The sequence below is a fragment of the Mucilaginibacter angelicae genome, from assembly GCF_042434235.1.
Classification (GTDB): Bacteria; Bacteroidota; Bacteroidia; order Sphingobacteriales; family Sphingobacteriaceae; genus Mucilaginibacter; species Mucilaginibacter angelicae.
The window spans coordinates 403577-417226 of record NZ_JBHLTS010000022.1 but is presented as its reverse complement, the minus strand read 5'-3'; the positions used below and the strand labels follow the sequence as shown (position 1 = coordinate 417226).

At 43.7% G+C, this 13650-nt stretch carries 8 protein-coding genes; all 8 read left to right on the top strand.

Annotated elements, in window-relative coordinates:
- The first annotated feature begins 157 nt into the window (after positions 1-157).
- The 8 genes from ACFFGT_RS13915 to ACFFGT_RS13880 all read left to right on the top strand — a co-directional run bounded on the left by ACFFGT_RS13915 (position 158) and on the right by ACFFGT_RS13880 (position 13475).
- Positions 158-709: a discoidin domain-containing protein gene (locus tag ACFFGT_RS13915; protein WP_377023148.1), complete on the top strand. Its 552-nt coding sequence runs from the start codon at positions 158-160 to the stop codon at positions 707-709.
- Positions 710-759: 50 nt separating this feature from the next.
- Entirely contained in the window at positions 760-3897 is a 3138-nt protein-coding gene (locus ACFFGT_RS13910) for a SusC/RagA family TonB-linked outer membrane protein (protein ID WP_377023147.1), read from the top strand.
- A 25-nt stretch (positions 3898-3922) separates the two neighbouring features.
- A complete protein-coding gene (locus ACFFGT_RS13905; RefSeq protein ID WP_377023146.1) occupies positions 3923-5731 on the top strand; it encodes a RagB/SusD family nutrient uptake outer membrane protein in 1809 nt (602 codons plus the stop codon).
- 92 nt (positions 5732-5823) lie between these two features.
- Entirely contained in the window at positions 5824-6777 is a 954-nt protein-coding gene (locus ACFFGT_RS13900; protein WP_377023145.1) for a hypothetical protein, read from the top strand.
- 15 nt (positions 6778-6792) lie between these two features.
- On the top strand, positions 6793-7788 hold the full coding sequence (locus tag ACFFGT_RS13895; protein WP_377023144.1) for a basic secretory protein-like protein: 996 nt from the start codon (positions 6793-6795) through the stop codon (positions 7786-7788).
- A 221-nt stretch (positions 7789-8009) separates the two neighbouring features.
- The gene (locus tag ACFFGT_RS13890; RefSeq protein WP_377023143.1) at positions 8010-11279 is read left to right on the top strand and encodes a DUF2135 domain-containing protein; all 3270 of its coding nucleotides are present in this window, start codon (positions 8010-8012) and stop codon (positions 11277-11279) included.
- Between the two features lie 270 nt (positions 11280-11549).
- Positions 11550-12131 carry an RNA polymerase sigma factor gene (locus tag ACFFGT_RS13885; protein WP_377023142.1) on the top strand — a complete coding sequence of 194 codons (582 nt, stop codon included), beginning with the start codon at positions 11550-11552 and terminating at the stop codon, positions 12129-12131.
- 177 nt (positions 12132-12308) lie between these two features.
- Positions 12309-13475 carry a FecR family protein gene (locus ACFFGT_RS13880; RefSeq protein ID WP_377023141.1) on the top strand — a complete coding sequence of 389 codons (1167 nt, stop codon included), beginning with the start codon at positions 12309-12311 and terminating at the stop codon, positions 13473-13475.
- The last annotated feature ends 175 nt before the right edge of the window (positions 13476-13650 follow it).

Sequence of the window (13650 nt, the reverse complement as noted above, 5' to 3'; positions counted from 1 at the left end):
AGATAATTATTCTTTAACCGTAAAGAATAACCCAAAAAGCTTCGTCAATGACGGACAGGGGTTTTATTGCCTTGTTTTTATGGTGTGTATTTTTCATAACAGCTTATTAATTAATAATATATATGTTCCAAATTTCTAACTACAATCAAATTAATCTATGAATGTTTTAAAACTAACCAGGCGGGCATTGGCAATGCTTTGTATCGCCCTGATTTTTTGCGCGGGTTGCAAAAAGGATAAGCAGCGGACTTACGCCCTGTTGCCGCCCGATCCAGAGGATGTAACTGCCCAGGGTGCATTATCTACGAATATTGAAAATACCGGCGGCCCGAACGCGAGTGAGGGTTCAGTAAGAGTAACCGATGGTGACACAGGTACCAAGTTTTTGATTTTTACCTACAACCCAAGCTTTTGGATCCAGCTAAAATTTAAACAAGCACAACACATCACCAGTTATACGCTCACTTCGGCAAATGACGCGCCTGGAAGAGACCCTAAAAGCTGGAACCTCGCAGGGTCAAATGATGGCAGCGCATGGACGGTATTAGACACCCGTACCAATGAAACCTTCGCGGCTCGCGGACAAACTAATAATTACGAATTCACCAACGATAAAACTTACACCTATTACAGGCTTAATATAACAGCTAACGGGGGGGATGCTTTATTTCAGATGGCTGAGTGGCGTGTAACAAACGTTCCGCAGTAAAACACGCAATTAATCAATCAAAATACTTTTCAATAAACAAATAAGAAACTATGTCAAAAATTCGACTCTTAAAAGTTTTTCTTGCAAGCTTGAGGAATAACAAACTCATGTATATCGCCCTGGTATGTATGGCGCTTGTTATGAATGTCCGGGCGCAGGAAACCCACCAGGCAATACAGGTAACCGGTACAGTTAAGGATGAACTTAACCTAACGTTGCCTGGTGTAACAGTGCGCAACCTGAAAACCAAAACAGCTTCTGTTACCAACGATAAAGGCCGGTTTACTATCCTGGCCAGCCGCGGCGACTCTATTTCGGTGAGTTTTATCGGTTTCAGAACTTTTACTACAGCAGTTAAAGACGAGATCAATTTCAACATCACGCTGCAGGCCGCAGCTAATAGTTTAAATGAGGTTGCCGTTGTGGGTTACGGTCAGCAGAAAAAGATTAGTGTAGTAGGGGCGCAGTCAACCGTAAACCTTGAGGATATCAAGCAGCCTGTTGCTAACCTGAGTGCAACACTGGCGGGCCGGATCAGTGGCTTGGTTGGCGTGCAGCGTTCGGGTTTACCAGGACAAAATGGTGCCGACCTATGGATCCGCGGTATCTCTACTTTCAACGCTAATAATAATGCATCTCCGCTAATAATTATTGATGGTGTACAGGGCAGGGATATTAATGGCCTTGATGCTGAAGATATTTCTTCTTTTACCATTCTGAAAGATGCATCTGCAACCGCGGTATACGGTGTATCCGGTGCAAACGGTGTAATCCTGATAAATACCAAAAAAGGTACTACCGGCAAACCCGTATTAATGTTTAATTACAACCAGGGTATCACATCATTTACTAAAACTCCTGAATTGACCGACGGTATAGAGTACATGATGCTTAGAAACGAGGCTCGTTTGGCCAGCGGCCAGGGTAAGGAATATAGCAACAACTATATCAACGCAACCATCAAAAATTTAGATCCAAACCTGTATCCCAATGTAAACTGGATGGATGCTTTATTTAAAAGCACCGCGCAAAACAGGAGGGCTAATTTCAGTGCCCGCGGCGGTTCAGAAACTGCTACCTATTATGTATCCGGAGCTTATTACGATGAGGAGAGCTTGCTGAAAACAGATGCTTTACAAAGCTATGATGCTACAACCAAGTTTAAACGTTACAATTTTACCTCAAACGTTTCCATGAACTGGACAAGCACTACCAAGTTTGATTTAGGTGTGCAGGGTTATATTACAAATACTAACTATCCGGGTGTAAGCCCTAATGATGCATTTGCCGATGTAATGCAAACTAACCCGGTACTTTATCCTGTTATGTACCCGGGCAACCGCGTGCCGGGGGTAAGTTCGGCAGGCGCACAGCCCAACCCATATGCCGAGATAACACAAACAGGTTATCAAAACATATTTAGTAACCAGGTTTTGTCAAATGCAAGGTTAACTCAGGATTTAAAGTTTTGGGTTCCCGGATTGTCATTTAGCGCCTTGTACTCATTTGACGTTTACAATACCCACACCATTGCCCGTACCCGCAGGCGAAGCTGGTATCAAATAAACAGGGCCAATCCTTACAATGATGATGGCTCAGTTAATTTGAACGTAATACAACAAGGTTCAGATCAACTTGGTTTTACCCCTCTTGGTGACGCCAATGGTACCCGTCAGTATTATACTGAGGCATCATTGAATTATGATCACAGTTTTGGTAAAAAGAGCCACATTACCGGCCTGGCATTATTTAACCAAAGGGAACAGCTGTTAAATTCGGCAACAGATTTAACCGGGTCGCTTCCTTACCGCAGCCAGGGTTTGGCCGGCAGGGTTACTTACTCTTATGATAATAAATATTTTGCCGAAGGTAACTTTGGATATAACGGCTCTGAAAACTTTGAGCCTGCTAAAAAGTTTGGATTTTTCCCATCGTTTGGTGTAGGATGGGTATTATCTAACGAGAAATTTTATGAGCCTTTAAAAGATGTAATTGACTTTGCAAAGATCAGGTACTCTGATGGTATTGTGGGCGATGGGGGCAACGGAGGCCGTCGGTTCGGCTTCCTCACATTGGTTAGCACAACTGCTGGCGGTTATACATTCGGTAATGGTACGGCCAGTGGCAACACAGGGTACGGCGGAACCGCTATTACCAGTTATGGTAGTGATGTGCAGTGGGCAAAATCGCACAAAAGGGATTTGGGTTTAGATATCCAGGCATTCAGATCGTTATTTTCATTAACGGTGGATGTATTTCATGAAAGAAGGAGCGGGGTGTTCTTGCAAAGAGCTTCGATACCGGCACTGGTAGGGCTTGTAAGTGCGCCGGAAGGCAACCTTGGTATCATAACCAACAAAGGTATTGATGCAACAATAGCACTTAATCCTACAAAAATAGGCGCATTTACGCTGGATGTACGCGGTACCTTTACTTATAACCGCGACAAAGTTATTGAAAACGACCAGGCGCCTCAGCCTTATCCGTATATGGAGAGAAGAGGCACTAATTACCTGGCAACATTTGGTTACGTAGCTACCGGCCTTTTCAAAGATCAGGCAGAGATTGACGCTGCCCCAACCCAGGCAGCCCTCGGTACAGTACGTCCAGGCGATATAAGGTACAAAGATTTAAATGGTGATGGTAAAATAGACGCCAATGACGTTACCCGTATCGGGAACGGTGACGTGCCTACAACTGTTTATGGTCTCGGCTTTAATTTACAATACAAAAACTTCTACATCGGCTTGTTCTTCCAGGGAGTGGCAGGTGCCGACAGGTTATTGAGCGGAGATGGTATAATACCGTTTAATAATAGTACAGGTGCCGAGCGTAGCAACCTTTTTGCCGTAGCCGAAGATAGGTGGACACCGGAAAACCCAAATCCAAATGCTTTTTATCCTCGTTTGGCTTATGGCAACAGCGCCAATAAAAACAACGCGGTGACATCATCATGGTGGGTTAAAAATATAGACTTTGTCCGTTTAAAAACAGCCGATTTTGGATATAACCTTCCCAAAACATTGCTTAAAACTATTGGTTTCAAGAGCGCTCGCGTGTATGTGCAAGGCTTAAACCTCTTGTATTGGAGCCCTTTCAAATTATGGGATCCCGAGCTTAATACCTCCAATGGTACCGCTTACCCTAACATAAGAACATTAACACTGGGTGTTCAAGCTAATTTCTAAATCATAAATCGAATAACAAAGAGAGATGAAAAAAATCACATATATAGGTTTGTGTTTGCTCGCGCTAAGCCTGAGCTCATGCAAAAAATATCTGAGCCAGGTTCCGGATGATATTATCACAACAGATAAAATATTTAGTTCCAGAACCAATACTGAAAATTTTTTGGCTAATATTTATAATTCTATCCCCAATGAATTAACACAACGATATAATGGCACAGATAATTCGGGGCCATGGACAGCATCATCAGATGAAGCTAAATATAACTGGGATTTCAATTATAGCAATAACATGAATGCCAGCACCTGGAGTAACACCGATGGTGCCGTAGCACAGTATTGGAATAATTATTACGTTGCTATCCGTAATGCTACTTACTTTATGCAAAACATCGATAGCGCTAACCCCGCCGAAGTAGATGCGAACGTAAAAAAAACCTATAAAGCAGAAGCACGCGGCTTACGTGCGCTTTACTACTATTGGTTATTACGTACTTATGGTCCCGTACCTATCATTGGAGATAAGATCCTGGACGTTAATGCGCCTATTGCCGATTTAAGGTTGCCCCGTAATTCATTTGATGAAGGGATAGATTTCGTGGTGTCGGAACTTGATGCCGCCGCCACTGATTTACAGGCAACTCCAAACTCTGGACAGTACGGAAGGATTACAAGCGGAATCTGTAAAGCTTACAAGGTTGAAGCTTTGTTGTTGAAAGCCAGCCCGCTTTATAATGGCAATACCGATATGGCATCTTTAAAAAACCATGATGGTAAACAACTTATAAGCCAAACGGTTGACATAACCAAATGGACTGCTGCTGCCACTGCTGCCAAAACATTCATCACCACGTTTGTGCCAACCGTTTATGATCTTTACCAGGAAACTGATGCTGATCCGTTTATAGCTGCCTATAAATCGTGCCGTGATGTGGTAATTACCGATTGGAATAGTGAGTGGATCTTTGCAAGATCAAACAGCGGCAGCTTTACTCAGTATGACCGTACACCAAAGCATGTTGGCGCGGCTACTCCAAGCTCGGCCAACCAGGGTGGTGGTGCTTTAGGCGTAACACAAACTATGGTTGATGCTTATTTCATGGCTAATGGCCTGCCTATTACCGACGCTGGATCAGGTTACGTATCAAGTGGTTTTTCAAGCTTCAAAGCACCATTTGACGTAGCAGCAAGAAACACCTTTAATCCGTGGGTTGGTCGCGAACCGCGTTTTTATGTAGGTGTAACCTACACCGGCAGTTATTGGTTAAACCAGGTATCCGGTTCAACGCTTATCACCGATTTTACTTTCAACGGCAACTCTGGTCGTGTACAAAGTACATCGGATGTTACCCCAACCGGTTACGTTATACGTAAAGATGTTACTAAAAGTGATGGCGCCAGGGGAGCTATTATGTTAAGGCTTGCCAATATTTATCTGGATTATGCCGAAGCACTTAATGAGTCGACCCCGGGAGACGCAGATATTTTGAAATATCTTAATCTTATCCGTCAGCGTGCAGGCGTGCCATTATATGGCAGTACTGGCTTAGCTGCACCGGCAGGTCAGGCTGCGATGCGTTTGGCTATCCGTGCCGAACGCCGTGTTGAGCTTGCTTTTGAAAACACGCGTTACTTTGATACACGCCGTTGGAAAATAGCCGAAACTACTGATGCCGGCCCATTCTATGGTATGGACATGACCAAAAGCGATAACAGCTTTTATAATAAAACGCTATTGGAAACACGAGTGTTCAAAAAACGTGATTACCTGTTCCCGATCCCTAACGATGAAGTGTTGAAGAACAATAACATGGTTCAAAATCCGGGCTGGTAATACAGTAATTCCGGCGTTAACAAATGCCGGGGATCTGTTGATCTTTACAAAAAAAGCCCCGTAAATCGCGGGGCTTTTCAAATATCATCTTTATGAAAACAATATGCTATTTTATTTGCGCAGTAGGCATAATAGCTATGGCCTGCAGCAAAAAAGCAAATACACCTGTTAAACAAACCGATGTTAACATCGATCCAGGTGCCCCTGCCGCCACATGGAAGGAACATTGGTTTGAGCACAACCAAACCCTTAACCGCATATACTACGACACAAGCGTTGTAGTGTATTATGATGCCGACGTAAAGGCATCAGTAACCTGGCCTAAAACCTATATGGCACAGGCCTGGAACTACACAAAAAAAACTTACGGAAGCTTCGGCAGCGATTCTCGCTTGTACGCCGTGTTCCATGCCGCTAAATATTCGGGAGGGCATCCCTCAACGTATATGGATGCCAGTCATGATTATCATAATGTAACGGACTGTGGCTCGTCGGACCCCAATGCCTGGACATCGGGTGTGGGCAATGATATCGACCTCTCAACCCACGAAATAGGTCACATTGTTGAAGGTGCATCTAAGGGCGTACATGGGTCGCCTGCTTTTGCTATCTGGCATGATAGCAAGTGGATGGAAATTTACCAGTACGATGTTTACCTGGGTCTTGGCCGGGATGATGATGCCGTACGCTGGAGCAATATGAAATTGAGTACTACAGATGATTTTCCGCGTGCAGGTACCCATTGGTTCAGGGATTGGTTTTACCCTATCTATACCCAGCATGGAAAAACAAAGGCATTAAATAACTTCTTTACGCTGTTGGCGAAATATTTCCCTAAGCAAACTTTCAATAACGGCAAACAAAACTTCCCCGAATATTCAAGAGATCTGAACATGGGTGAGTTTATCCATTTTTGGAGCGGTGCCGCCGGTACCGACCTGAAGCAGCTTGCATTGACGGCTTTCGGCGATAAAGATGAACACGGAAACAGCTGGGTACCGCAGCTTGAAAAAGCCCGTACAGATTTTCCGGGTGTTACTTATTAATACAATACTTTAAAAATGATCAGGAAAAAACTATTATTCCTTGCCCTTTTATGCAGCATGGGTGCCTGCTTTGCACAGGACAAAGAAAAAGACTTGAAAGAATACCATTTAAACCTGCCTGCAGATAGCAGCGCTTTAGATGCAAAATCAAAAGAAAAGCTTACCAAAGCTTTCTACAACATTTACCCCGACTTTGCCCGGGCCAATAGTTATCACACTAAAAAACATTTATCGGTTGCTTTTTCTGATAGCCCGGCAATTACTGCCGAAGATGGTAAATTAGAGATCAGTGCTGCCGTAATTAAAGATCTGTCCGAAAAGAAACTGGAGAAAGCTATTGAAGCCGCGCTGTCGAAAAATTGGGTATCGGCCGATACCATCAGGAAAAAAGGTTTTCAGTTGGTTTTTATCAACAAGAACCAACACATCGATCCTGCAGTGCAGCAAAGCCTGATCGATACCTACTTTGAAATTTTTCCGGTATTGATCAAAACTTTCAATAAAAAAACAACCAAAAGCGTGGTATTTGTAACTGATACGGCGTACGGTGGTGTTGCAGAAGCCAGCGGTAACCGCATCCTTTTCAGTACTAAATATTTCAAAGCTCATCCAACAGATATTGACGTGGTAACGCACGAAACCATGCACCTGGTTCAGGGCTATGGCTATAGCGCCGGACCGGTTTGGTTAACTGAAGGCATTGCCGATTATGTAAGGTATAAATACGGGGTTGACAACGTAGGTTCAAAATGGTATCTGCCCGCCTTTAACAGCAAGCAGCATTATACCAACAGTTACCGCGTAACAGCCCGCTTTTTTGTTTGGCTCGAAAAAAATGTTAAACCGGGTTTAATTGCCGATCTGGATGTGCTGTTACGCGCTCACCAGTATACCGACCAGTCATGGGTAACCTTAACCGGTAAAAACCTTGATGCCCTTTGGGAGGCTTACAGCCAAAACCCTGCTGTTGAATTGACATACAGCGATAAGGCAAAGGGTAAAAAAGGATAATATAAAATTCTTTTAAGTATCGCCGATTTTAAAAACAGGATAACAAACAGATCGTCATTGCGAGGAACGAAGCAATCCCAAACTATACAGATCGGCTCTGTAAGTCGGGGATTGCTTCGTCGTTCCTCACAGCAATGACGATCTTCTTATTTGTTTATATTATTTTCAAAATCATTTATGGAAATGCTCAAATCCCTGCATCCAATGGGAAATAAGTATCCATGAAAAAGATAATTTTCTTTCCCCTGTTAGTAATTATACTGCTTGTATTACATATAACAACGGCTCATGCGCAAAGTCTGCAGCTTACCGTTGATGGTAAAAGTAATAACGGTGTTAAGCTGCAGCAGTTAAAAGTTGATGTTGCTATTTACGGTAACATCAGCCGTACCACCTGGCAAATGACTTTCTTCAATTCAACTTCGCGCATTTTAGAAGGCACACTAATATTTCCGTTAAAGGATGGCGTAAGTGTTAGTCGTTATGCACTGGATATTAACGGTAAGATGAGGGAAGCGGTGCCCGTTGACAGGGGCAAGGGAACCGTAACCTTCGAGGCCATTGAACGCCGCCGCGTTGATCCGGGTTTGCTTGAAAAAGTGGAAGGTAATGCTTTCCGTACGCGCATTTATCCTATTAATCCCAACAGCACCCGCACGGTAATTATTGGTTACGAGGAAGAGATCCCTGCGGTTGATAAAGGCAACCTGAAATTTACGCTGCCGCTTAATATTAAAGATACCGTCGAAAAATTTTCGCTCAATGCATCGGTAATCCAAAATGCCGAAGCCCCCGTTACCGAAGGAGGTACTGAGTTACTGCATTTTGATAATCATCACAATACTTATTCGGCATCCGTCGAAAAAAACAACTATGTGCCTGATCATTCCCTGTCGTTCTTAATACCTAAACCTGCCGAAGCGAATGAGGTGATGTTGCAGGCCCAGGGCAACAAGTACTATTATTTTATTAATACTACATTACAATCGCCGCCCCTGGCCAAACCTCTCCCTCATCGTATTGGATTATTGTGGGATGCATCCATGAGCGGTATCAATCGCGATAGCAAAAAAGAACTGGCGCTGCTGGATGCTTACTTCAAAAAGGTAAATAATGCGGAGATCAGTCTAACTATGTTCAGCAATAAAGTGATCAGTACTAAAAACTATGCTGTGCGCAACGGCGACTGGGCCGAATTAAAAAATGCGCTTGAACATGTTACTTATGATGGAGCTACTAACCTGGGCAATATCAACCTTGCGCAATACCCGGCAGATGAGTTTCTGCTGATGAGCGATGGTCATCAAACCTTTGGTGAAAAAACGTTAAAACTGATCAATAAGCCGGTTTATTGTATCAATTCATCGGCAACAGCCGATTACAGCAACCTGAAGCTCATTGCCCTTAAAACCCATGGCGAGTTGATTGACCTTACCGGAGGGGATAACGATAAAGCGCTGAGCAAACTAACTACGCGCTCACAGCATTTCCTGGGGATCAAAGCCGGTGCTACCGTAGAAGAAACTTATCCCTCCTTGCCTGTTGTGGTTGGCAATTCATTTTCAATAGCAGGGATCACCCGTAACCCCAACCAAACCATTACGCTGCAATACGGCTATGGCGATAAGGTGAGCTTTGAAAAAATAATTACACTTGATTTGACAACCAACGCTGTTGAAGGTGTGGATGTAGCCAAACTATGGGCGCAGAAAAAGATTAGCGAGTTGGATATAAATTACGATACCAACCGGCAGGAAATTGAATCGCTTGGTAAACGGTTCGGCATTATTACCCGTAATACATCGCTCATTGTATTGGAAAATGTAAGCGATTATATTCAATATGGTATTGAGCCTCCTGCCGAATTGCAGGCCCAGTACAATGCCATCATGAAACAAAGAGGCCCTGTTAATGCGCCGTTGCGCGAGAACCTGACCACCGCTTACGCCATGAAAACAGAATTGGCACAGTGGTGGGATACAAAAGTTGAGGCAGAAGGGAAATCTGAAGCAGTAAATAAAAATACTCCCGCAGGTACACAGGGTACCCGTACCCCAACAGCATCACCGCGTAGAACCGGTAATGCTAAGGTACCAGTTGTTAGTGGCAACTCCCGGGCGAGCGCTTCTGCAAACGCCGCCCCGCAAAATGCAAACCAGCTTAACGAGGTTGTTGTAGTTGGGTATGGGGTGCAAAGAAAGCAAAGTGTTACCAGTTCGGTAAGCGAGGTTGTTATATCTGCCAGTACTATAGATACGCAGCTTGAAGGCAGGGTTGCCGGGGTAAAGGCAACCAGTTCGGGCTCACCTGGTTCAAACGCCGAAATGATGGTCCGCGGTAATGCAGGCACGGGTGCTGCCCAGCCCTTATATGTTGTTGACGGATTGGTGGCCTCCGGTATATCCAATATCAACCCTAACGATGTTGCTTCGGTGCAGGTTTTGAAAGATGCCAGTGCGACGGCTGCCTATGGAGCAAGGGCTGCGGGTGGTGTGGTGGTCATCAATACCCGCAATGGCCGTGGCTCCGCGGCTCAGGCCGATTCTGTTGGCGGTACTGCAGATAAAAACGGTGGCATTAGTGTTACCTATAATCCCGCCGCTGCCGATTATTTAAAGATCATCCAAAAAACGGATAAGGCAGCGCAATATCAAAAATACCTGGAGTTAAGAACTTCATTAGGAGGCAACCCGGTTTATTATTTTGATGTGGCCGACTATTTTATAAAAACAGGCAACATAGAATTGGGTAAGCGGATCTTGAGCAACCTTGCCGAGCTTGGCCTTGGCAGCTATGAACTATACAAAATGCTGGGTTACAAATTGAAACAACTTGGCGATTTTGAGGGTGAGGTGTTCGCCTTTAAAAAAGTAACCGAATTGCGCCCGCTCGACCCGCAAAGTTACCGTGATTATGCCCTGGCCTTTGATGATGCCGGTGAGCATCAAAAGGCGCTCGATGTGCTTTATACCGCCATGACCAAAAGCTATACCGCTGATGCCGATGGCTTGTACCGTGGCATCCAGGAAATTTTCCTACCCGAAATAAATAGGATCATAGCTTTGAACAAAGGGAAGCTCAATTTATCCGCTATCGACAAAAAGCTGATCAAGCCCTTGCCGGTTGATGTCCGCATTGTGATGGACTGGAACATGAACAATACAGATATTGACCTTTGGGTAACCGATCCTGATAACGAAAAATGCTTTTACAGCCATAACCGTACAGTAATTGGCGGTCGTATCTCGCATGATATGACCCAGGGTTTTGGCCCCGAGCAGTTTTTATTGAAGAAAGCTATCAAAGGTACTTACAAAATAGAGATTAACTATTACGGCGACAGGCAGGCTACCATTGCCGGCCCAACTACCGTCATGGCTGAAATGTTCACGCATTACGGAACGCCCGACGAAAAGAAAGAGATTATAGTACTGCAAATGAAGAAGGGCATTAATGGCACTGTTTACATCGGCGACCTGGATTTTAAATAGATGATTAGGGCGTCATCCAGGCGCTTTTGTAGCAGCAGAGCTCCGTTAACAACGGGGCTCTTTTTTGTTTACGGTATATCTAAATAATATATCTGCATAACAGATGGTAATAAAGGCTGCATAAAACCCAAATTTTGTATATCTCAAATCCATGCCCCTGCCTTATCCGATAAAATTATATATTTGGGTTTGGCGCATTTGAACTGAACATTAAACCACCATGATGTTTGCGTAATTAACGTGATGTAACAAAAGAAATACCCAAAACACATGGCCCCTGATGAACTGTATATAGCCGACGATGCTGAGCTGCTATCGCTTTTGAGCGAAGGCAACAAGCCTGCTTTTGATGCTTTATATAACAAATACTGGAAACAGGTTTATAATGCTGCCTATAAAAGGCTCAACGATGCTGAGCGCGCGCAGGATATAGCGCAGGATGTATTTGTGCAGCTATGGGTGCGTGGCTCAAAATCGCCTATTGAAAACTTACCGGCTTATTTGCTGGTAGCTGCCCGTAATGGTGTTTTCAAATATATGGAAAAGGAATCGCGCTATGCGGCCCTGCCGGATACCGCCCAGGAAATTGAAAGCCCGCTTGGTCGTGCCGATGCCAATGTACTTCATGATGAATTTTTAAAAGCTTTTAATGAGCTTATAGATACTTTACCACCTCAGCAGCGTATTATATTCAATTTGCGCTTTAATGAAGGCCTCTCGAGTCAGCAAATTGCCGATCAGCTGCAAATCTCGCCCAAAACTGTCCGCAACCAAATGGGAAAGGCCCTTGCTACACTTCGTAAATCACTTTTCTTGCTTCATGTATTGCTTTATTTTTATCAGAAAGGTTGATAAAACGTTTCTTCTTTAAAATTGATGCGTTATTTTTATTGATAATGCTGTTTTGTTATTGATATTTTATCAATTTGGCTTAAAATGTATGTTCTTTTCAAAAAAAAGATTAAAAATATTTTTAATTGGCGTGGGCTATTTCCATTTTGCCGACTCATGTATATATAAAGGATGCAAATGGACGAGGCGAACAAACAATATTTTATACAAATACTTACAAAATACAGGCTTGGTGAGACTACCCCGGAGGAAATAAAATTCCTGGAGGCATATTACAACCTGTTTGAATTAAACGATGGCCTTATCACCGATGAAAACGAGGCCGATTACCTGTACCTGAAAGATGCTATTAAAGCTGCGGTTGATGAGCGGATAGCCCAATACGAAAAAAAGCCGGTTACGATGCCTTCAAGATCTGGCTGGATCAGGTACGCCGTGGCAGCCTCAATTCTGTTGTTTATTTCGGTTGGTGCTTACTTTTTCATTCGCAGTAATCATAAGACCGATAATTTTACGGCGAACACTTATAAAAACATAAAACCCGGAGGTAATAAGGCAACCCTTACCCTGGCCAACGGCTCAACCATATCATTGGATGATGCCACCAAAGGGCAGATAGCTAAACAGGCTGGCGTAAAAATTACCAAAACCGCAGATGGACAAATTGTTTACCAGGCAGATGCGGCGGGGCAGGGGCAGGCCGTACAAAATACGGTTACCACACCAAAAGGCGGCCAGTACAAGATCATCCTGCCCGATGGTACTAACGTATGGCTTAACGCGGCATCGTCAATAACCTATCCAACTGTATTTAAGGGAACCGAACGTGTGGTAACACTGAATGGAGAAGGGTATTTTGAAGTAACTAAAAATAAAGCGATGCCTTTCAGGGTAAAATCTGCGCTGCAAACTATTGAGGTATTAGGTACACATTTCAATATCAACGCTTACGCCGATGAAGCATTGGTTAAAACCACGCTGTTGGAAGGTTCGGTAAAGGTGATGTCGGCAACAAACTCAATAATTATTGTTCCGGGTGAGCAGGCGGTAATAAACCGTACAGGTAATGGTGCTATAGGTAAACAACAGGCAAATCCTGACAAAGAAGTAGCCTGGAAAAACGGCGTATTCTCATTTGCAGATGAGGATATCCGCGAGGTTATGCGCCAGGTAAGCCGCTGGTATGATATTGATGTGGTTTATGAAGGCGATATTCCCCGCGACAAGTTTTTCGGCGAAATTTCAAGGAGCAGTAACCTGGCCGATGTTTTCAGGATTCTGGAGCTTAACAATATGAAATTTACAGTGGAGGGTAAAACCGTGAAGGTATCCTATAAAAAATGATGTTCAGTCCTAAACTTTAACTACTTACTAAACAAAAACTAAATGCTAAAACTAAAACAAAACTTATGGATAAACAACTACGATAAATCTCAGATACAACTCACACTCACAGACCAAAAATTAACCGGAAGCCTCTCACCGCTTCCGGTTTAAAATAGGTCAGGCAGCACAAGAT

What these genes read in the sequence shown, in the direction of transcription:
- ACFFGT_RS13880 (WP_377023141.1), top strand. Translation starts at nt 12,309, where the DNA reads ATGGACGAGGCGAACAAACAATATTTTATACAAATACTTACAAAATAC.
- ACFFGT_RS13885 (WP_377023142.1), top strand. Translation starts at nt 11,550, where the DNA reads ATGGCCCCTGATGAACTGTATATAGCCGACGATGCTGAGCTGCTATCG.
- ACFFGT_RS13900 (WP_377023145.1), top strand. Translation starts at nt 5,824, where the DNA reads ATGAAAACAATATGCTATTTTATTTGCGCAGTAGGCATAATAGCTATG.
- ACFFGT_RS13910 (WP_377023147.1), top strand. Translation starts at nt 760, where the DNA reads ATGTCAAAAATTCGACTCTTAAAAGTTTTTCTTGCAAGCTTGAGGAAT.
- ACFFGT_RS13915 (WP_377023148.1), top strand. Translation starts at nt 158, where the DNA reads ATGAATGTTTTAAAACTAACCAGGCGGGCATTGGCAATGCTTTGTATC.
- ACFFGT_RS13905 (WP_377023146.1), top strand. Translation starts at nt 3,923, where the DNA reads ATGAAAAAAATCACATATATAGGTTTGTGTTTGCTCGCGCTAAGCCTG.
- ACFFGT_RS13890 (WP_377023143.1), top strand. Translation starts at nt 8,010, where the DNA reads ATGAAAAAGATAATTTTCTTTCCCCTGTTAGTAATTATACTGCTTGTA.
- ACFFGT_RS13895 (WP_377023144.1), top strand. Translation starts at nt 6,793, where the DNA reads ATGATCAGGAAAAAACTATTATTCCTTGCCCTTTTATGCAGCATGGGT.